Source organism: Moritella sp. Urea-trap-13, assembly GCF_002836355.1.
Classification (GTDB): domain Bacteria; phylum Pseudomonadota; class Gammaproteobacteria; order Enterobacterales; family Moritellaceae; genus Moritella.
Window position 1 is genome coordinate 1,416,900 of the sequence record NZ_PJCA01000031.1, and the last position, 21,858, is coordinate 1,438,757.

General features: G+C 41.1%; 19 protein-coding genes. 9 read left to right on the top strand and 10 right to left on the bottom strand.

Going from position 1 to position 21,858, the window contains the following annotated elements; genetic code table 11:
- Positions 1-87: 87 nt before the first annotated feature.
- Positions 88-1,608, top strand: coding sequence for a methyl-accepting chemotaxis protein (locus CXF93_RS14325; RefSeq protein ID WP_101063156.1), 1,521 nt, complete (start codon positions 88-90; stop codon positions 1,606-1,608).
- Between the two features lie 57 nt (positions 1,609-1,665).
- On the opposite strand, the gene CXF93_RS14330 is transcribed toward CXF93_RS14325, so the two are convergent.
- Positions 1,666-4,203 carry a cache domain-containing protein gene (locus CXF93_RS14330; protein ID WP_101063157.1) on the bottom strand — a complete coding sequence of 846 codons (2,538 nt, stop codon included), beginning with the start codon at positions 4,201-4,203 and terminating at the stop codon, positions 1,666-1,668.
- Positions 4,204-4,467: 264 nt separating this feature from the next.
- On the opposite strand from CXF93_RS14330, the gene CXF93_RS14335 reads away from it, so the two are divergent.
- The gene (locus CXF93_RS14335) at positions 4,468-4,962 is read left to right on the top strand and encodes a methylated-DNA--[protein]-cysteine S-methyltransferase (protein ID WP_101063158.1); all 495 of its coding nucleotides are present in this window, start codon (positions 4,468-4,470) and stop codon (positions 4,960-4,962) included.
- A 90-nt stretch (positions 4,963-5,052) separates the two neighbouring features.
- Here CXF93_RS14335 and CXF93_RS14340 read toward each other — a convergent pair whose 3' ends face one another.
- The gene (locus CXF93_RS14340) at positions 5,053-5,907 is read right to left on the bottom strand and encodes an RNA polymerase sigma factor RpoD/SigA (protein WP_101063159.1); all 855 of its coding nucleotides are present in this window, start codon (positions 5,905-5,907) and stop codon (positions 5,053-5,055) included.
- Positions 5,908-6,305: 398 nt separating this feature from the next.
- Here CXF93_RS14340 and CXF93_RS14345 point away from each other — a divergent pair, with 398 nt between their 5' ends.
- The 3 genes from CXF93_RS14345 to CXF93_RS14355 all read left to right on the top strand — a co-directional run bounded on the left by CXF93_RS14345 (position 6,306) and on the right by CXF93_RS14355 (position 9,523).
- Positions 6,306-7,760: an HD-GYP domain-containing protein gene (locus CXF93_RS14345; protein ID WP_198551663.1), complete on the top strand. Its 1,455-nt coding sequence runs from the start codon at positions 6,306-6,308 to the stop codon at positions 7,758-7,760.
- An 8-nt stretch (positions 7,761-7,768) separates the two neighbouring features.
- Entirely contained in the window at positions 7,769-8,821 is a 1,053-nt protein-coding gene (locus CXF93_RS14350; protein WP_101063160.1) for an aldo/keto reductase, read from the top strand.
- A 243-nt stretch (positions 8,822-9,064) separates the two neighbouring features.
- The gene (locus CXF93_RS14355) at positions 9,065-9,523 is read left to right on the top strand and encodes a GAF domain-containing protein (protein ID WP_101063161.1); all 459 of its coding nucleotides are present in this window, start codon (positions 9,065-9,067) and stop codon (positions 9,521-9,523) included.
- Between the two features lie 41 nt (positions 9,524-9,564).
- Here CXF93_RS14355 and CXF93_RS14360 read toward each other — a convergent pair whose 3' ends face one another.
- Entirely contained in the window at positions 9,565-10,374 is an 810-nt protein-coding gene (locus CXF93_RS14360) for a GGDEF domain-containing protein (protein WP_101063162.1), read from the bottom strand.
- 326 nt (positions 10,375-10,700) lie between these two features.
- Between CXF93_RS14360 and CXF93_RS14365 the strand changes: the two genes are divergently transcribed.
- A complete protein-coding gene (locus tag CXF93_RS14365) occupies positions 10,701-12,392 on the top strand; it encodes a sensor histidine kinase (protein ID WP_101063163.1) in 1,692 nt (563 codons plus the stop codon).
- Between the two features lie 3 nt (positions 12,393-12,395).
- The gene (gene btsR / locus CXF93_RS14370) at positions 12,396-13,109 is read left to right on the top strand and encodes a two-component system response regulator BtsR (RefSeq protein ID WP_101063164.1); all 714 of its coding nucleotides are present in this window, start codon (positions 12,396-12,398) and stop codon (positions 13,107-13,109) included.
- 462 nt (positions 13,110-13,571) lie between these two features.
- Here btsR and CXF93_RS14375 read toward each other — a convergent pair whose 3' ends face one another.
- The gene (locus CXF93_RS14375; RefSeq protein ID WP_101063165.1) at positions 13,572-13,904 is read right to left on the bottom strand and encodes a PBPRA1643 family SWIM/SEC-C metal-binding motif protein; all 333 of its coding nucleotides are present in this window, start codon (positions 13,902-13,904) and stop codon (positions 13,572-13,574) included.
- Between the two features lie 226 nt (positions 13,905-14,130).
- Here CXF93_RS14375 and CXF93_RS14380 point away from each other — a divergent pair, with 226 nt between their 5' ends.
- Positions 14,131-16,047 carry a methyl-accepting chemotaxis protein gene (locus CXF93_RS14380; RefSeq protein WP_101063166.1) on the top strand — a complete coding sequence of 639 codons (1,917 nt, stop codon included), beginning with the start codon at positions 14,131-14,133 and terminating at the stop codon, positions 16,045-16,047.
- 103 nt (positions 16,048-16,150) lie between these two features.
- Here the strand turns inward: CXF93_RS14380 and CXF93_RS14385 are convergent, their stop codons facing one another.
- From CXF93_RS14385 to CXF93_RS14395, 3 genes are all read right to left on the bottom strand, one after another.
- A complete protein-coding gene (locus tag CXF93_RS14385) occupies positions 16,151-16,576 on the bottom strand; it encodes a hypothetical protein (RefSeq protein ID WP_101063167.1) in 426 nt (141 codons plus the stop codon).
- 168 nt (positions 16,577-16,744) lie between these two features.
- Positions 16,745-17,266, bottom strand: a complete 522-nt coding sequence (locus CXF93_RS14390; RefSeq protein ID WP_232784223.1) for a DUF1439 domain-containing protein — start codon at positions 17,264-17,266, stop codon at positions 16,745-16,747.
- Positions 17,256-17,987: a DNA-3-methyladenine glycosylase I gene (locus tag CXF93_RS14395; RefSeq protein WP_101063169.1), complete on the bottom strand. Its 732-nt coding sequence runs from the start codon at positions 17,985-17,987 to the stop codon at positions 17,256-17,258. The genes CXF93_RS14390 and CXF93_RS14395 overlap by 11 nt, the downstream gene beginning before the upstream one ends.
- A 187-nt stretch (positions 17,988-18,174) precedes the next feature.
- Here CXF93_RS14395 and CXF93_RS14400 point away from each other — a divergent pair, with 187 nt between their 5' ends.
- Positions 18,175-19,413, top strand: coding sequence for an alpha/beta hydrolase (locus CXF93_RS14400; RefSeq protein ID WP_101063170.1), 1,239 nt, complete (start codon positions 18,175-18,177; stop codon positions 19,411-19,413).
- 84 nt (positions 19,414-19,497) lie between these two features.
- Here CXF93_RS14400 and CXF93_RS14405 read toward each other — a convergent pair whose 3' ends face one another.
- From CXF93_RS14405 to CXF93_RS14415, 3 genes are read right to left on the bottom strand one after another with little or no spacing between them, the layout of a single operon-like run.
- Positions 19,498-20,724, bottom strand: a complete 1,227-nt coding sequence (locus CXF93_RS14405) for a beta-ketoacyl-ACP synthase (RefSeq protein ID WP_101063171.1) — start codon at positions 20,722-20,724, stop codon at positions 19,498-19,500.
- Positions 20,724-21,449 (bottom strand): 3-oxoacyl-ACP reductase FabG, encoded by a 726-nt coding sequence (gene fabG, locus CXF93_RS14410; RefSeq protein WP_101063172.1) that lies wholly within the window; start codon positions 21,447-21,449, stop codon positions 20,724-20,726. Before fabG ends, CXF93_RS14405 begins: the two co-directional genes overlap by 1 nt.
- A complete protein-coding gene (locus tag CXF93_RS14415) occupies positions 21,442-21,858 on the bottom strand; it encodes a hotdog family protein (protein WP_101063371.1) in 417 nt (138 codons plus the stop codon). The genes fabG and CXF93_RS14415 overlap by 8 nt, the downstream gene beginning before the upstream one ends.

The window sequence follows — 21,858 nt, forward strand, 5'->3', positions numbered from 1 at the left end:
ATAACAAGTAAGTATCAGATGACTAACATTAAGTTCAATGTTATTTTATTTAATTAATCGACTATTTACACATTAATAGGTAACTTGATGGCTGACAACTCTGCGCAATTCATTTCATTAGTAAACAGTAACGGTGAATACACTTATATTAACCAGCAATACAGTGATGCACTGGGGTTTTCACCCGATCTGTTATTAGGAAAAAATAGCCGAGAACTCGACTCATCAACCATGCCCGCAGCCGTAATAGCAGAAGTGAAAAGAACCTTAGAAAAAGGCTTTTCATGGCAAGGTGTTATCTGTAAAAAAACCAAAAATGGTGATGATTTTTGGCTCGATACCTTTATCACTCCCCAGTTTGAAAACGGTAAAATTGTCGGTTATCAAGAAGTAAGCACCCGCGCAACACCGCAAATGATAAACCGTGCCAGTAACGTCTACAAAAACCTGCAAGGCAAGGGACTGTTATTTGAATTTACCCGTACTCAGCGTTTTATCCTGTTAAGCCTCATTAGCATAGTGGCACAATTCTTTATCTATACGCAGTTGGGTTTAGCCGCATCACTGATTGCTTTATTTTCAGCTGTCACACCTATCATCATATTCTGGCAAGACATCGTGCCAATGGCGAAAAAAGCCCAGCGCATGCAATCCATGTTTGACAGTGTCAGCCGCCAAGTCTATTTCGGCAAAGGCACCGCCAGCGTGTTTGACTTTAATATGGGCATGCTTAAAATCAAAATTAAAGCCATTTTAGAACGTACATTAGACTCGACTAAACCGGTACAACTGGTTATTGAAAGAGTGTCAGCTGGTACCGACCAGATCCGTACTAACTTGCTTAATCAACAACAAGAACTAACGGAAGTCAGCGCTGCAATGTCGCAAATGCTCACCTCGACGGGTGAAATTGTACGTAATAGTGTCGAAACCTCTGATGAAATCAATGCGACATTTATGCTATGTGAAACCGCGCAAAGTGGTATCAATACCACGACAGTCGAGATCAAGCAGCTAGCCAGAGAAGTTGAACAAGCCTCTACTGCCGCTGACAAGCTAAACACCGAAGCCCAAAACGTCGGCAGCTTGATGACTAACATTCAAGCGATTGCCGATCAAACCAACCTACTGGCATTAAACGCTGCAATTGAAGCGGCGCGTGCTGGTGAACAAGGCCGTGGTTTTGCGGTAGTAGCAGATGAAGTACGTACGTTATCATCGCGTACCCAAGATACTGCCAAAGACATTCATACCAGCTTATCGACTATGTTAGAAACTATTAATGATTGGTTAATCATGATGAAGAAAAACAAAGATAATGCTGACCTATGTGTCGGTCAAGCAGAACAGTCAGATCAGGCAATTGCGGTTATCCACGAAAAAATGCAGCAACTGTCACAACTATCAATGCAGATCGCAACCGCGGCTGAAGAGCAAAGCGTGGTGTCCAACGAGATCAATAATCACGTTATCGACATTAAACAAGGTTCAGAGCTTAACTGGCAACATACCGATACGGTAGTCAGTCAAATGGATGAGTTGAAACACGACATCAATGCCATTAGTAACCTAGCTAACACCTTTATTCCCGCCAGCTCAAACCGATAACGAATCCCGAGTCTGCAGTTCACCGGCTATGGTTTGAGCTGCAGACATGGGATTGGGCTATGATGCCGCTGGAGCAATACTGATATGCTGCGCAAGCTCATTCAGACACAGCGGTTTAGCAAAGAAATACCCCTGCAATAAATCACAATTATACTGCCTTAGCTTCTCATACTGCGCTTGAGTTTCGATCCCTTCAGCAACCACTGTCATGTTAAATGAATTACCGATAGCGATAATGGTTTTGACCAAGGCATCGCTTTGCTCGTTATCTAAAAACTTATTAATAAATGACCGGTCAATTTTGATCTCACTAAAAGGCAGATCATTCAAGTAACTCAGTGACGAAAAACCAGTACCAAAATCATCAAGCGACAAACCACAACCAAACTGTCTTAATTCATTAAATAATGGCAACAAGCACAATATACTGTCAATTGCCGCGCTTTCGGTAAGCTCAAAAGTCACCCTGGAACTATCGATCCCCGATGCGTTAACAATCCGTTTAATATGAGTCAAAAACTCAGGTTCAATAACCTGTATCGGCGAGATATTAATAGATAACGCTAAGGCTTGGTGACCATTCGGCGATATGGATAAGATCTCTTCACAGGCGATCTTAATAACCGCTAAACCCAGCTCGTGGATAGCACCGCACTTTTCAGCCGTGGCAATAAATTCTACCGGGCTAACCACACCAAAAATAGGACTGTTCCAACGACAGAGCGCTTCAACACTGACCATCAGCTGATTTTTGGCATTAACCTGAGGTTGATAATTAAGCGTGAATTCCTCTCGCTCCAACGCTTTATAAAGTTCTTCTTTCATTCTATGTTGACGCTTTAGCTGGATATCAAACTCAGCTTCAAATAAACAGATCTCACCTTTACCCCGTCCCTTGGCTTTATAGAGGGCGATATCCGCTTTGCCAATCAAGACTTCCAGCGTTTGACCATCGTCAGGAAAAACGGAGACACCAACGCTACAATTGGATTTAATCTCGCGCTCAGTACATTGCATTTTGGTGTCAAATATAGCCTTAATCTTGGCAATTTTGGCGGCGATCTCCACGTCCATATTTAACCCAGAAAAACAGAACAAGAACTCGTCGCCACCAAAACGGCAGACCATATCACCAGTCTCCAAGATACTTTCAAACTGTCGGCTGATCGCACACAGCAGTTCATCACCGACGGTATGCCCGTATAGATCATTTACGTATTTAAAATTATCGATATCAACAAAAGCAATAGCCAGACACTGATCATTGCCATCGTTCAGGCGTTGTTGCACAAATTTATCCAGCGCTGTGCGGTTAGGAAGGCCAGTAAGCGGATCATGCAAGGTCATATGTCGCATCGCACCATTGGCATTTTTCAGTTTAATAAAATTGCTTTCTATCTTCGTTTCAAATTGGGAGAATCGTCGTGTCAGTAATATTTTCAGATAATGGGTAAAAAAGCCTACAACCAGAATAAGTACCAAGCTAAAGCAAATTAATACGAGTAACTTCTTACTGTTCTGCTGCACAATAATTTTTTGTTTATGTTGCAGGTACTCTTCCATCGCGGTGACATATACACCCGACCCCATCACCCACTGCCAATCAGGGTACCACTTAACATAGCTAATTTTATCCGGTCCATACACATCATCGGGCTGGTATAGGCTGGAATATTTTACATAACCGCCCTCTTTGGCGGTATCAAACATGCTATCAACTTGTTCTGCAGTCTGATAGTCACCATAATCTTGGGCAATTAATTCATTATTCTGATGAGCCAAAATTACGCCACTATCATCCAGCACAAATATATAACCGTTACTGCCAAATCGAATCGTTGATATCCAATGCAAGAGGTCTTTCTTTACTGTGGTTTCAAAATTCTCAACATATTCTCCGCTGCCGATGATCCAACCGTAAGGTTCAAAATGCTTCAAAAATCCAATTTTTTCCCTATCCTGGGTCTTGGTGCTTTTGTTATTGTTATTGTTATTGTTATTGTTATTGTTAATGTTAATGTTAATGTTATTAGGTTTATCGAACCACCAATGAATAAAACCTTCATCCTTATCTTTAACTAGCGCGATGAACTCTCGAATAAGATAGCGACCACGACTATCTTTCATATCCCGTAGATAGGTTTTCTCTTTGCCTGGGTGGTGAGGCAACATGATATTATTGCCATCCATATCATAGATAAAATAATAACCCCGGCCGTTGTTAAAGCGGATGCTTTTTAGCGCGGTCACGATCCACGCATGGACATCCTCTGCAGGTTTATCTTTATTTTCATTGTAAATAGCGTTGGCGATATCGTATGCCTGATACACTTTTTCTTTAATATCGGCCTTGAGTAAGTTCTCCATGCGATCACGTTCGTAACTGACCTGCTGGTAAATCGTATCAACTCTGTTTTTAATCTGCCGTTTTTGGCGTTCATTGAACTCAGTACGTAAGCTACTAATGTTTTCTTTAAGTTCGATTCTATTATTGATAAGCAACAACGCAATGATAATCAAAGTAAATACCGAGCTTAAGACAATCGGTATTAATTGAATCGTTCGCAACAAATTTTTATTTAAATTGTTATCCATAAAAGAGTCTACTTATTACGATATGTTATATAGGAATGTCGATATATTAATTTGAGGTATAATTAACATACGGTGTAGATATTATCAATAACCTATCGATGGTAATTATTATGTCAGGGCTATCACGGTGACTGCGACTCTGTCTGAGCGCTGATGGTAACAATGAATTAAGTGCAATTAATCTGATCCAGATAACAATAAATGTTGTAAATTTCAATTAAACTTTAGTATATATGATCCTACCGTTTAAGTTGTAAAGCCGTTATGTATTACGATAAATTCACCATTTCCTACACCGCAACCACAGGTGAGCAAGAGTGTCATATCATCTTAGCCGGTAATGACGCTGGTATCACCCAACTCATGGTCGATAATGGCACTAAAGTCATTGAAATATCAGCTGACTGGCAACACTCCAGCACCTACTTCAATGAGGCTAAACAGCAATTACGTGAATATTTTAATCATCAAAGAAAGGCTTTTGACCTTAAACTGAATCCTGCTGGCACAGTGTTTCAGCGCCATGCATGGCAACAATTAATCAAGATACCGCATGGGGAAACACGCCGGTATAAAGACATTGCGGCAGGTCTGGGCAATCCCAATGCATCACGGGCGGTAGGAATGGCCAATAACAAAAATCCAATCCCGATTATTATTCCTTGTCACCGGGTCATCGGTGCTAATAATAAGCTGGTTGGTTATGCTTATGGTTTAGAATTAAAACAACAACTGTTATCACTTGAACAATACAGTTAAGGCTGGATAACACGTCGCCTTTAAATCGATTAAAGGCGACGCTATTGATTAACAAGACGTTATGGATTAACAATATGAGTCAGTGAAGCATTACGCTATATAATCATGTTGCTGCACACTGTTAACCAGTAACTTAGGTTTGAGTCTTCGCAGACTGGTGCGAATGATAGTGCGGGCTTTTTCACGGGAAATAGATAAGCGTTCGCCAATACGTAATAAACTCAGCGGTTCCTCACCGGTTAATCCAAATCGCAGTTCAACAACACGACGTTCGGTTTTAGGCAAGTTTTCTAATAACGCTAACAGGTAATCTCGGGTATTACCGCCTTCAATTTCCGCACTCGGTGTGCTATTTGATTCATCTTCAATGATATCGCCAAGTGTAGTGACAGCATCATTCTCCGTTATCATGTTTTTATCTAAACTTAACTCATTAAAGTAGTAAGACAATACATCCATCACTTCAGTAATATCAGTTTCTAATACCTTGGCAATCACCACCAAATCATTATCACTACCAACATCAAGCCCGAGTTCTCTGGCCACCTTAGCAATGCTTTTATGCATTTTACCGATATGAATGGGGATACGAATAGTACGGGCACTATTCATAATACAACGCTCGATATTGTTCTTGATCCACCACACTGCATACGTTGAAAAACGATAACCTTTGCTGGCATCAAATTTCTCAACCGCGCGAATTAATCCGGTATTACCTTCTTGAATAATATCAACTAACGGAATAGCGCTGTATTGATAACGTTTAGCGACACTGATCACCAAGCGTAAGTTAGCTTCAATCATCCGATTCTTGGCGTTTAAATCACCATTAGCAACAGCCACAGCAATGTCGTATTCTTCTTCTTTCGTCAATAACTTACTATTTTTATTGACCTGTTGCATGTAAGCATCCAATGCACTTGATTCGTGAGATATATCCATTTATCAATCCTATAAAGCCTGAACGGCTTAACTTTATTGCAATACTCAGTGCTAATACTTTAACTGCCTGCATTAGAAAATCATTAAAGCACTCAATAATACTAATAACTAGGTACTCCTAATGTAATAATCAAATAATGTGACAAAGCTTAACGTTTATGTGCACCCGATCGAAAAATAGAAATGAAAAATGACTGGTCGGAGCTTTTTGACTTGTAAAAGATGGATTTTACCCATGCAAATAAACATATAAGAGTATGATTTAAAAAGATATTAAATATTTTATAAAGTTACCGCTAACGTCTTTAATAATGTATAGAATAATAGCCAACATGGAGAATGGTATCTCGATAAAAAATCCGTATACTGATTGTAATTTTAAGCTAAGGAATGCATCTATGACGATGTTAATGCTAACAAAACAACGCGCTGCGCTACACTATTTCTGTGCCGCCGTTATTTTCAGTATTTATGGTGGTCGTGTATGTCCATTTATCGAATCCATTTCAATCTGGCAAACTAGCGCTTATGCTTTTATCGCTTTCTCCGCCATGTTTGTTGTCAGAACAAAGTTGATCCAAGATCGTGTCGGATTTAAAAATGCGTTACTCGAATTAAGTATTTTTGTTGGTGGTGCCCTCGCGCTTTCAGTTTGGTATAACGGCTATTACGACTTTCCAGTAGAAAGTAATTTAAAAGTCATTTTCGGCATTGGTTGTTTAGGTACACTGATTAGTCTTGATCTCGCGCTGCAGGCGCAAGTCAAACATTACCCACACATCGAATATCAACAGTTGCCAGAGCAGATGACCCACATGCGTCATTCCATTGCCAGCCAACTTGCCACGTTAGTGGTGTTTATCGTTATTATGTTGACCACTATTTTAGCCATGATCATGGTAAAAGATGTGCGTTGGTTAACCGACAATATCGGCCAAATCGAAGAGCAAGCAGCACTTGTGAGTATCATCAAAGAATTTGTATTTGTCGCTGTGGTACTGATTATTTATACCTGCACTATCATGTATCATTGGTTACAGTTATTACGACTATTATTAGATAATCAGCAACGAGTATTGATCGCTGCAGCCAACGGTGACCTCAGTGCGCGCGTACCGGTTTCACATCAAGGTGAACTGGGGATTATTGCTTATTACACCAATGATATGCTCAACAAGCTTGCGCAAAGTAAAGACGAAATAATACAAACCCGAGATGTGGCGATTGTCGGTTTGTCAGCATTAGCAGAAGCTCGCGATAATGAAACCGGTGGTCACATCTTACGTACTCAGGAATATGTGCGCGCATTGGCTATTCAACTACAGAGTCACGTTAAATACCGTGATTACTTAACTAATGAGACGGTTGATTTACTCTACAAATCAGCACCGCTGCATGACATTGGCAAAGTCGGTATCCCCGATGCCATCTTGCTGAAACCCGGCAAACTGACTGATGCCGAATTTACCATCATGAAAACCCATGCCATGATAGGTGCAGAATCCATTGCCGTAGCCGAAAAACAAATGGGCTCAAACAGCTTTCTGGCTATCGCCCGTGAAATTGCCCTCAGCCACCATGAGAAATGGGATGGCAGTGGTTATCCTTATCAATTAAGTGGTGATGATATTCCCCTATCGGGACGCTTGATGGCACTGGCCGATGTCTATGATGCGCTTATTTCTAAGCGGGTTTATAAACCGGCGTTTAGTCACGATAAAGCCAAAGAAATAATTTTAGCGGGTAATGGCAGCCACTTTGATCCAGCGGTTGTTGAAGCATTCATTAATTGTGAACAAATGTTTGTTAGTATTGCCCTAACCTATAACGATGAAAAAGAACAAGCAGCATAAGGATGACAATGCAATTTTCAATACTCGGTAGTAGCGGTTTGTCTGTATCACGAGTCTGTTTAGGCAGCATGACATGGGGGTTTCAGAACAACCAACAAGACGCCAATCAACAAATTGACTACGCGCTGTCGCAAGGCGTGAACTTTATCGATACGGCAGAAATGTATGCCGTGCCGCCGTCAGCAGATACCTATGGCAAAACAGAAACCATTATCGGTAATTGGCTAGCGGCAAACCCTAATCGCCGTAAAGACATCGTGCTTGCCACTAAAATTGCCGGTCCAGGTTTACCTTGGGTACGTAATGGCGCGCCGATCACTGGCGATGCAGTCGTGCAAGCTGTGGATGCCTCGTTAAAACGTTTGCAGACCGACTATATCGATTTGTTCCAACTGCACTGGCCAAACCGCCCTAACCCGCATTTTAGCCGCCACGCACCCAACGATACCCGTTTCAGTGATATCAACGCGGCTGACCATACCGCGCAAATGCTGGATATATTACAAGGGTTAAAACGTTGTATCGATGCAGGTAAGATCCGCTACTGTGGCTTGTCTGATGATACTACTTGGGGCATTAATACCTACCTGAAACTCAGCCAACAATATGACCTACCACGCATGGTATCGATTCAAAACGAATTCAATTTGTTACACGCCAAAGACTGGCCGTATTTAATCGAAAACTGCGTGCATGAAGATATCGCTTATTTACCTTGGTCACCGCTGGCAACAGGTATGCTATCTGGTAAGTATTTAAACAATGCGCGACCGGAAGGCAGCCGCTGGACATTCTCGCCACCGAATAAGCTGTATAGAAACACTGATGCAGCCCAACTTGCGACGGCTGAATATGCAGAGATTGCCCACCAGCATGGTATCACTCCTGCACAATTAGCTTTAGCTTGGTGCGACCAAGTCGATGGTGTCACCTCGACGATTATCGGCGCGACGACCCTGCCGCAACTGACAGAAAACATTAATGCCTTTGCAACGCCGTTAACACCGCAAGCATTAGCTGATATTAGCGCCGTGTTTAAACGCTATCCAGCACCGTTTTAATCTTGTAACAAAGAGCTCGCACCATAGCATGGCCAATTAACCATGCTATTGCTGCAACCAGCAACTGCTGCTACAGTAAGTATCGACATAGGCTAAAAGTCAGCAGGATTAAGATATTAATGTATGCCGTTTCGCTGACAATAATTTACTGTTAAGTTTGTAAAAGTGCGATCTAATCAACTAAAAAAGCACTCTTAATAGGTATAATCAAAAAACTCCAAATACGGAAATAAGGAATTTAATATGCCATTTGATAACATCACACAATCATTCGGTGAATGGCAAGAGCGCCTTAATACGCTTGCTGAACATTCAGGTTTACACTCAATCCTGATCATGGAGTCAAAGCCGGACACAATGGAAGTTGTCGTGGCCAATGAACAAACTATTTATAATGTTGGTGATTGTGGCCCTAAAAGTAGACAACCAGGTTGTCACGAATTGTATTGCGAGCGCGTTGTTGATACGGCACAACCGGTATTTATTCCCGACGCCAGTATTGATGACGAATGGAAAGGCAATGAAGATTACGTGAAATTCAACTTAGGGGTTTATCTTGGTTTTCCACTGGTGAATCAAGGTGTGGTCGTTGGCACTATCTGTGCGCTAAATGATAAAACCTTTGATTTTAACGAAGGTTCACCATCGATGTGCAGTGAGTTAGTACAATTAAAAAATGATATCGAATTAGCATTCTCGTGATTTAAAAGGTTAGCAGCGTATCTGTATGCTGCTAACTGTCATTATACACGTAGATTTCTACGCTTTTTCTTATTAATATACAATTGCTTATCGGCAATATCTAATGCTCCTGCCAAGCTAATGTCTTGTTGCATAGCCCGCATACCAAAACTAAATGACATACCAAGGAAATCACCATCTTGCTCTACACATGAGCGTATACGCGATAACCGTTGCTCTATTTTAGCTTCACTAACATTTTCAAATACCAGCACAAATTCGTCACCGCCAACGCGATATATCGTGTCTTTATCACGTAACTGATTATTGATAAATAATGCAAACTTAATCAACATCTCATCACCCTTCAGATGACCAAAAGTATCATTAATTCGTTTGAAATTATCAAGGTCCAGATAAACCACAGTATTGTTGTTATTAAAAGTACGCTGCATTAATGCCGATTTATTTGCTATGCCAGTTAAATCATCATGTTGTAAACGTGCATTAAGCTTATTCGCCGTGTTTACTTTTTCGGTGATATCCCAAGACAATAACGCCATAAACTCATCACCACCCTCTTGCATGATATAGCGTACCGATTCAAAGCTAGTATCAAGAAAAGTTTCAATACTGGTTTTCATTTTATCCGGTTCAGCTAACGCCGCTGCATCATTGGCTTTGCACTGGAGTAATAGGTCAATCACATCTTTGTCTTCAATTTTATCTATAATGTCATCAAGGGTTAGTCCATGTACATCGAATGGAAAAAAGCCTTTATAGCTTTCATTTACAACGACATGTTCACCAGTTAATTTCTTAACAGCCATTAATCCTGGGAAACTTTGAATAACTTGGTGCATTAATGACATATAAATTCCGTTTACAATGATGAATAACCAATTATAACTATTACCCCCTGTAAATACTATGGATAAATAATTGGAAAGTATCACATTACTCCTTTGGTATTATTAAATGACAGTACAAAATTGCAGTCGATTTAAGCGAAATGTTATTATTCATTCAAATAACCACCAAATCCATCTAAACTATTATATTTAATAGGTTTTTTTTACAAGTTTGTGTATCCTGACTCATTCATAAATAAACAGTAAATTTAGCTAATTACGTTATACACATAACGTATAAAAATAACGTTACTGTTTGTTATACATATATAAAATGAGATGCAATTATGGATTTGATCCCCTCTCTATTACAACAAATGTGTGTTTATCTGGTGTTTGCTTACTTGCTTAGCAAAACCCCCATTTTCATGCCTTTATTAAACATATCCTCGCGTTGGGAACATAAGCTAAGTTGTTATGTATTGTTTTCGATATTTTGCATTATGGGCAGTTACTTTGGTCTGCAATACGAAGGTGCAATCGCTAATACCCGTGCTATCGGCGCTGTCATGGGCGGACTATTTGGTGGCCCAGTTGTGGGTTTGGCAGTTGGTATGACTGGTGGTATACATCGCTACTTCATGGGCGGTTTTACCGACGTGGCCTGCGCGATATCAACATCCGTTGAAGGCTTAATCGGTGGCTTATTGCATATTTATCTGCTTCGAAATAATAAGATCAACTATTTATTCAAGCCGCAAGTTGTCTTTCTGGTCACCCTTGTGGCAGAGCTGACACAGATGGCGATTGTACTAGTTGTCGCTGAACCTTATGAGCAAGCGTATAGTCTGGTCCGTGAAGTCGCACTGCCAATGATCACAGCTAATACCATAGGTGCGGTATTATTCATGAGTATTATCGAAGATCGGAAGTCGATTTATGAAAAGTATTCAACGGTATTCTCGCAACGTGCACTCAGAATTGCCGATCGCAGTGTCGGTATTCTCAATCAGGGCTTGAATGCTGAAAGTGCGCATACCATCGCCACCATCATTCATCAAGAGACTAACGTCGCCGCTATCGCCATCACAGACACTAATCATGTCCTTGCCTTTGTTGGCGTCGGCGAACAGCACCATCGTACTAACGTGCCGATTTCCAGCCACATCCAACAATCTATCGATGAAAACCGCATCATTGATTTAAACAATACCACCAATGTCTACCAGTGTGCGATTGACAGAAAATGTAGCCTAGGTACAGCAATTATTTTACCGCTACGCAATGGCGATAACAAAGTAGTCGGTACCATAAAACTCTATGAACCACGTCGCAAACTGCTGTCGAACATCAACATATCCATGGCAAAAGGTATCGCCCAATTACTGTCTAGTCATATATTACTGGGTCATTACCAACAACAGCAGACCTTGTTAACCCAAGCTGAACTGAAATTACTACACGCGCAAGTTAACCCACACTTTCTGTTTAATGCCTTAACGACGATCAGCGCAGTTACCCGCCGTGAGCCGGAGAAAGCGCGGATATTGATCCAGCATCTTTCGCAGTTTTTCCGCAAGAATCTAAAACAGAACATCGAATCGGTGAGCTTGCGTGAAGAGTTATCACATGTAAATGCTTACCTGACGATAGAACAAGCCAGACTGACTAACAGGCTTAGTGTCCGCGTTGATATATCACCCGCATTAATGGATATCAAACTGCCCAGTTTTACCCTGCAGCCACTGATTGAAAATGCCATCAAGCACGGTATTTCAACGATGTTAAGCGCAGGTAAATTAGAGATATACAGTCATAATACGCCAGAAGGCATCCGTATTTTTGTCACCGATAATGCCGGTACATTTGTCACTAGCGAAGAAGAAAACACCGGGTTAGGACTTAAAATAGTAGATAAGCGGCTGATTAATCATTTTAATGAGCGCTCCAGTCTGCAGATTTCAGTCACTAAAAATAAGCTGACCCAAGTATCATTTTTGCTGCCAACCAATACGATAACAACGAATAAGGAATACTAACTCATGCTTAATGCTATTGTCATTGACGACGAACAGTATGCTCGTGAAGAGTTAATCGAATTATTACATGAAACCAAGCAGATCCAAGTTATTGAGCAAGCAGGAAATGCAATTGAAGGCTTACAATTAATTAATAAATTAAAGCCTGATGTTATATTTTTAGATATTCAAATGCCGCAGATCACCGGTATTGAAATGCTGTCAATGTTGAATACTGATACCATGCCTAAAGTGGTGTTTTCAACCGCTTATGACCAGTATGCCGTACAAGCGTTTGAAGAAAATGCCTTTGACTATCTGCTTAAACCGGTTGATCCCGCGCGCTTACAAAAAACCGTTGCACGCTTGGTTAAATCAACTCAACTACCAAGTTATGATGCCATAACAAAAGCACACTTAGAACACATACCTTGTATTGGTCACAATCGTATTTTGATTATCGCGACACAAGATATTGAGTTTGCCCACAGTGGGCTATCAGGCGTATACATTAATACCGGTCAGCAAGAAGCGACAAGTCAGTTAACGTTAAAGATATTGGAAGAGAAAACCCCGATGATCCGCTGTCATCGTCAATACTTAGTTAATCTAAAAGCCATTAAAGAGATCCAGCTATTGGATAATAGTTTGGCGGAGATCATGACCAACAGTGGTCAAACACTGCCGGTAAGCCGCCGTTACTTGAAACTGTTAAAACAAAGCTTGGGAATTATGTAAGTATAAAAAATAGGTAAAAAAATAGCCTTATCACATAGTGAGTAAGGCTATTTTTATGCTAAAGATTGAATGTAAAGAAACATTACTTAAGTGTAGAAGCACTTCTTTTCATCCCTGCCAGGCTGATTTACATTCAATCTTTTTTGCATCCCTGTCAGCAAACGTGCTGTACGAGTTTAATTGATAGACGCAAGCCACCAAAAAAAATACAACAAACTCATATAGATCTCCTTATTTATATGTGCGTAATTTTAGTAACATCAGATTATATTAATAGCGCTGATTAAGTCAGTGGCGATATGGCAAGTTAAGTGGCTTATGTTACCGGTAACATTGCCGATAATTGAAGCTAACGGTCGCGATTAACAATAAGCACGCAGATAAAAAAAAGCCCTTAATCAAATAATTAAGGGCTTAATAATAAATAGTTTAAACATTAAAAATATGTATAGCTAAAACAGCTTAAGCACAACATTTTTTGTATTTTTTACCACTGCCGCATAAGCAAGGTTCATTACGATTCGGGGTTTTTTCGAATACAGTTGTTTTTGGTTTATTTAACATACCGTCTAAATCACGGATATTTTCTTCTTTATCTGCATTTACTTCAATGTTCGCAACTAATTTTGTTTCCGCTAAAATTGCTTCAATTTCAGTTTGACGCTCTGGCGTTTGAACGATCAAGTTTAAAGGCGATTCTTCTGTCCCAAGTTTAATATCACGTTTAGTGTTATAACCCGCTTTAACGTGACTTAATCTTGCGTCAATACGACCTTTGAAAAACATTTTAGACATTTTCAGTTCCTAATTTGGGGATATTCTTAATTCAACCCGCTCTTATACTATAAAAATGCCATTTTTTAAACACTCGGTAGTTTAATTAGTTAAAAATATCTTCAAAGTTAACTTATATAACTAAAGGTTTCAGCATTTCAGCCGTTAACCAGTTAATTAACGTATTATGTGAAACATAATTATAATAATTCAAATTTTCTTATCTATAGGCTAGGACAATACCCTAATGAATTTCAGTCAATTTAGCATCAAACAAAAACTGATCATTACGATGATTAGTGCTGTGATCACAGCGACCTTACTCGTCGGATTCGTGAGTAAAAACCTAGCCAAAGACGTCATCGAAACGCGCTTAACGACATCTGAGCTACCAGCGAAACTAATGCAGATCCGTAATGAAGTCGATAAAGAAATATCAACCATACAACAAGCCGCTCAGCAGTTAGCCACAAACCGCTTTATGCTAGAACGTCTTGCAGAAACAACGACGCCGCAACAAGAACAACAATTAGTACAAACGTTGAATGATGTTAAAAATCAATATCAACTTATTGATGCTTCCATTGCTAACCGTACGAATGGCAACTACTGGAATCAAGATGGTTTTTTACGTCAGTTAAATCACCAACAAGATAGCTGGTTCTATAATTTCACCAGCGGTAATAAATCCCAATCGGTGAGTATTTTTAAAGAATCAAACGGCGAAACCAAGTTATTCATTAATTACCAACAGCTCAATGGTTTGGGAATGGCGGGTTTCTCTAAGTCACTTGATGACATGGTTGATTTTATTAACCAATTCAAACTAGAACAAACTGGTTTTGTATACCTGGTTGATGCCAACGGTACCGTACGCTTGCACAAAGATAATAACCAAATCAGTAAAGCGGACTTAGGTAGTCTATATAACCGTGATGTCGCAACAACGCTATTACAAAAAAACACGTTTAATATGAGTGAGTCGACTGTAGCTGGGCGTGACACACTTATTGCCAGTAGTTATATTCCGTCAATGGATTGGTATGTGATCGCAGAACTACCGACCGAAGAAGCGTTTGCAACGTTGTCACAAGCCAATAATAAGATCATGTTATGGACGTTGGGCATTGCCCTCGCCTTTACCTTCATTGCTATCTGGTTAGGTAACAATATTACCCGCCCAATTCAACGTATCGCTGATGTTTTTGCAGAGCTTGGTAATGGTGATGGCGATCTACGTCAACGTATCGATATTCAAGGTCATGATGAGATAGCGCAACTGTCATTGGGCTTTAATAGCTTCATTACTAAGATCCACGATTCAATGCAAGAAGTATCACGTACAGGTGAAGCCTTGCAGCACGCGGCTACTGAAGTTGCTAACAAAGCGCAAATTACCTTAGATAATAGCCATGAACAACGCGATCGTACTTTCCTTGTGGTAACAGCCATTAATGAAATGGGCGCTACGGTTAATGAGATTGCCACGAATGCATCCAATGCAGCAGGTGAAGCACACAGCGCTGAAACCGACACCCGTAATGGCCAACATGTCGTCTCTCAAGCCAGTAGCCTTATCCACCAGCTAGCAGGTGATGTTGATGAAGTGAGCCAAGTCATCGACTCATTAGCCAATAATACCCAAGCGATTGGTAGTATTTTAGAAGTGATTAGCAGCATTTCGGCGCAAACCAACCTACTGGCTTTAAATGCTGCAATTGAAGCTGCACGTGCCGGTGAGCAAGGTCGTGGTTTTGCCGTGGTTGCTGATGAAGTACGTAATTTAGCCAGCCGTACTGCGCAATCAACCAACGAAATTCAAACTATGATTGATAACTTACAAAATGAAGCGAAAAGTGCCGTTGCAGCTATGCTGAAAAGCCGTGAGTTAACCACACAAGGGACAATTGCGACAACAGATACCTCGGCAGCATTAGTGTCTATCGGTGAGCGTATTTGCATGATCTCGGACATGAATACCCAAGTGGCAACAGCAACAGAAGAACAGTCGACAGTGGTGAATGAAATTAACCAGAATATTGTTGAGATTAATGACATCACTCAGAGTACTGCAGATACCGCGGAAGGTTTAGCGAAATCAAGTCACGAACTGCGTGATCTGTCGATGCGTCTTGGTGATATGGTTGGCGTGTTTAAACTATAATGTTTACTGGTTAAAGCGAATCGTTTAACTGTTTGACTAAACGTAATAGGCCCTGTTTATACAGGGCCTATTTGTTATTAAATCGAGCTATTAAATCTAGTTATTAAAATCGCATTGCGACAACAAACATACTGGCAAAAATACTGCTTAAAATAAGCTTATTTTCTATGCTACGCTCTTTGCCGTTCAACAACCGATTGCTTAACAAATGCGTCTCAACACACTGGCTGTCAGTGTCTGCTTTCTCAGCTATTCTTTTCTCAGCTATTTTTTTCTCAGTAACCATTCTCTCAGTAGCTATTTTAGCCCGCTTGACTAGTTCGGTCTGCGACTGCTTGGCTAAACAAGCATTACGAACCTCAATATCACAGTCATCACACTTATCCTTGATGTCGTCCATGCCTAAATGCATTAACAGCTGTGCAATATTCTCTATCTTGTCACCCTTACAATTAACTTGGTGGCTATCACCCACGATCTGTTTAGCACAATCGCGATCACGGACCTGTATAGACTGTTGAATTGTCAAAATAAAATATCCTTACTTTAGAAAACAGATTCTCGAGAACAGTAGAATTTGCTAAACCAGCAATCTAAAGTACCTCTATAGGGATAATACCAAAACATGACATAGATCACAATATTATTATTGCGATCTAGGTTATTACAGACAAAAAAATACCGCTTAACATAATGCTTAAATCACACTAAGCGTCGCAATTAAGGTCTTATTATGTACTTCAATGGACTCTAATACCGCTTTAACCATGGTTTGGGTTACGTCATCTTTGAGTTTATAAATTGGCATTTTATCCAGTACCGGATTAACCACCTGCTCCGCCATTTGCTTCACTTGTGGGGTAAAGAATTCAGGCATGCCTTCGACTCTCACTTCATGCACTTGCATATTGGTGACATAAAACGCCGCATCAGCAGCTTTATAGCTCAATGAACCTGTGAGTCGAGCATAGCCTTGGTTCTCTAACTCGCCCATTAACAGTTTAACGTTTAGCTGCAATTCAATTTCATTTTTGTCTTTCGCTAACGTTAGTATCGGATTGGTTAACTCGACCGTCATAAAAGAAGTTTTCTTTATTAACGGCATCTGCTTGCTGACTTTTTCTTGTAGTTCTGCTTCACTAAATTTAACGGTCAGCGCCTGTGCTGGCAATATCGAGGCACACAGCAATAACACGGTAAGTATTAACTTATTCATCATTTTGACTCTCTTTGTCTTCATTAAAAGTCTCGGCACTAAAACCAACACGGTTATCACCAACCGAATAAGCGATAATTTGGCTTAGCTCTTGTAAGCTATAACCGGACTGTTTTTGCCACTGGTTAAAGGCATTTTGAATCGTCGTCAAACTACGTTTTGTCATTAGGCCACCATCGATAAGTTTATGACCGCGGAAATAAGCTTCCACGTCAGAGCTTAAAATAAAGGTATCTTTACCTAATCGACGCAGTGCATAAGGACCAGTATTACCCCCTAAACGACTGCCATGTTTTTTCATGTATTGCCACAAGCCAACAACATCATCTGCAGGCCATTGCGCTAACCATTGAGATACCGAACCGTATTCTTCACAGATCTCTTTTAGCCACTGGGCATTATCACGCACTGTTTTTACTTTAGTGTAATTACGAATGATTTTAGTATCAGCGGCTTTACGTTCTAACATGTCATCAGGCATTAAGATCAGTTTATCAATGTCGAAACCCCAGAACACTTCTTCAAATCCGGCCCACTTAATTTCAATAATTCGCCATACAAACCCTGATTTAAAGATCGCCCGAGTAAACTCAGCTAATACATCGCTGTCCGTCACTCTAACAAGCTCATCGTTTGTCAGTGGTTGCGATATCAAATATGCTAATGCTTGCTCTCCACCCTTACGTTCCGCTGCTCGGTGGTATATTTTGTCGAATGATTCCATTACGCATCTCTAAACCGTTTAAATATATGCGATAAGTCTACAGTAAATTAGATCTGTCCAAAAACATTTTCACTCGCGCTTATAAACTTTTTACTCGAGCGAATAAATATAGCCGCCATCACGACAAAAATTCGACATTAAATTGTCTATAATAATCATAACCACCAAGGATAGGCATACAATTATAATGAGAAAACTACTCTTACCATTACTCTTGTCGTCAATGTTTTCGCCAATTGTGGCGCCAATGTTGTCGTTAAGCGCTCAAGCACAAACGACAGATACCAATATCGCTAGTCACTCTAGTTTTAAGAATAATTTAGACGAGATCCAACAAGACTTTTATCGCGGTTTACGCTTTGAAGATTGGACCAAAACCGGTTTGGCTGAAATAGAAATTAAGAAAGTATTACAAGCTATTAACAGCGATGGTAAGTTAAGAGATGCAGAAAACCTGAACTTACCGACATATTGGACTTATGAATTCTCGCAAGCGGCTGATTTATTACTACAGCAAGCACAGCAATTAAAAGACCCTAAAGCGGCAGCAAAAGCCTACATGAAAGCATCCACCATGTACCTTATTGCCAGTTACCCGAATCTAAAGCGCCCGAATGAAATTTTCGCGCTCGATAATGCCGTAAACAGTTACGTTAAATCACTGCAACTAGCCGGTGATAATGTCGAACTTGTACGCTTACCGCTAGCCGATGGCACAAGCGTTCCAGGTATCTTACATTTACCAGTACAAGGCACTAACTTGCCTGCGGTGATCTGGTCTGGCGGTGTAGATAAAACCCTAATCGAACACCACGAATCAGTGCTAAAATTAAATGCTCAAGGTTACGCGGTATTAACCTTTGATATGCCTGGCGGCGGATTAGATTACAAACATGCATTAACACTAGGTGAGCTGGATAGTTCCCATAACGCGGCCTTTAAATTTTTACAACAAAACGACAATATCAACGCTGATCGTATTGGTGTACTAGGTTCTTCTGGTAGCGGCCCTGCCCTGCTTGAATTTGCCCTTAACGAGCCAAAATTAAAAGCGGTAGTCGCACGTTGCTCCTTGGTTGATGGACCGTTAACAAATGCGAAGTTACTCGACTTCATTCCTGCCATGTCAGCAGATGCACTGATTGCACGTTTAGGTGGCGACCCGAGTGATATGAACTACTACATAAATAACGCAGCTAAGTATTCACTGGCAACCCGTGGTTACTTTGATGGTAAAGCGCGAATTGATACGCCATTGTTAGCCATCAATACCAATAAAGATCCAGTGGCGATGCCTGAAGATGTGCAGAAAACCGCCGCATTGTCATCACAAGGTGAAACGGCATTTTTTGGTAAGGTTGGTCACTGCCCTGATAGTAAAGCAGCCAGTGATTACGTGATTAACTTCTTAACTAAAAACATTTAGCACTGTCAAAATTCAAGCATAAAAAAACGCGCCACTTGATGACAAGTAAGGCGCGTTTTTATTCCAATGCGATTTATTCTAACGCTATGTATTCCAACGCTTAAAGATCAGCGAGGTATTGATACCACCAAAGGCAAAGTTATTACTCATCACCACGTCGGTGTGGATCTCGCGACCTTCACCGCGAATGTAATCCAGATCGCCACACTCTTCAGCTATGCTATCGAGATTAATCGTTGGTGCGAACCAGTTGTCTTGCATCATGTTGATGGATGCCCACGCTTCAATCGCACCACACGCACCTAAGGTGTGGCCTAAATAGCTCTTTAATGAACTAATTGGTTTTCTACCAAGGGCATTGGCAGTGGCATTAGTTTCCGCTATATCACCACGATCTGTTGCTGTACCGTGCGCGCACACATAACCGATTTCAGCGATATCGATGTTGGCATCTGCAACCGCTTGTTCAATGGCAATTTGCATCGTTTCAGCGGTTGGTTGGGTAACGTGTTTACCGTCCGAGTTACAACCAAAGCCGATCACTTCAGCATAAATCGTCGCGCCACGTGCAAGTGCATGCTCTAGCTCTTCTAAAATCAGCGTACAAGCACCTTCGCCAATAACCAGACCATCACGGTCTTTATCAAATGGGCGCGGTGTCAGTGCTGGTGTATCGTTTTTAACACTGGTTGCATACAAGGTATCAAATACCGCCGCTTCGGTAATACACAGTTCTTCTGCGCCACCAGCAACCATGAGGTTTTGACGACCAAATTTAATCGCTTCATACGCATAACCAATACCTTGTGAACCCGAGGTACAGGCAGAACTTGTAGTGATCACACGCCCCGTCAGACCAAAGAATACACCCACGTTCACAGGCGCGGTATGAGACATGGTTTGAATATAACTGGTCGCTGTGACGCCAGACATATTACCCGTGTCCATCATCCGGCTAAAGTTAATCAGCGGCTCGGTAGAACCCACTGATGAACCGTAGGAAATACCGGTACTGCCATCGGTTAATGCCGGGTGATCTAATAATTGTGCCTGTTCTAACGCCAATTCCGTTGCCCGCGTCGACATCAATGATACTCGACCCATAGAACGTACTTGCTTGCGCTTATAATGTTTCGGCTTTTCAAAATGCAATACTGGCGCCGCTAAACGGGTATTCAAACCGTCAAGATAATCCCACTCTGGCATCACTTTAACGGCATTTTCGCCCTTCTCTAAGCCCGCTTTAAAGGTAGTCCAATCATCACCAAGCGCGGTGATCGCAGACATGCCTGTTACAACAACTCTTCTCATTAAACTAATCCACCGTTAACAGAGATAACTTGGCGAGTGATGTACGCTGCGCAATCAGACATTAAGAATGACACTGTACCCGCGACTTCTTCCGGTTTACCCATGCGTTTTAATGGGATCATTTTTTTGATTTCATCTAGCGGTAGATCATGAGTCATGTCAGATTCGATTAAACCCGGCGCGACCGAGTTTACCGTGATCTTACGTTTTGCTAACTCCAGAGATAACGCTTTTGAGGCCGCAATAATACCGCCTTTAGCAGCACTGTAATTGACTTGGCCACGGTTACCCATGATGCCAGAAACAGAGGCCATGGTGACAATTCGGCCACCTTGTTTAGCACGTACCATCGGCATAACGGTTGGGTGAATCACATTGTAAAAACCATCTAATCCAGTGCGGATCACGTCATCCCAGTCTTCACCTTCCATTGATGGAAATGCCATGTCGCGAGTAATACCGGCATTGCACACTACGCCATAATAAGCGCCATGTTCAGCAATGTCGGCTTCAATACTCGCTTTAGCTGCCGCTCTGTCACACACATCAAATTGTAATAAGCTAGTCGCTTGACCGAGTTCCGCAATTTGCGCACACGTATCCTTCGCGGCTGCAACGCCAGAACGACAATGCACGCTAATATCAAAGCCGTCTTTGGCCAATTGCAGTGCGATCGCTTTACCCAGTCCACGACTTGAGCCTGTTACTAAAATACGTTTACTCATGATTATCCTTTAAAAATTGTGCTGGGTCCTGCGGTTGGAATACATTAATTTTAGCTTGTGCTAACACCGCATTCTCTTCATCTTTTATAACGCAATCAAAAACACACAGTCCTGATTGGTCTTGAATTAGTTTTTTTGCTTCGATTAACAAGGTCTGCGCGACTTTAAAGACTCCCACTTCGGCGTGGTATTTTCGCGAACCTAATAGAAAACCTATTTTCACTTCACCAGCATCATCGAGTGCATGGGCGCCGCCGTATGCAGCAATAGTTTGCGCCATGTATTCACAACCAACATAACTGGGTACGCCTTGTTTGGCGTTATCAAAGAAAGGTATAGTCGGCGTAATAGTCACGCGGCAACTGACGTTTTCGTCGTCATAACTCACCAGTTCATCAAGCAAGATCAT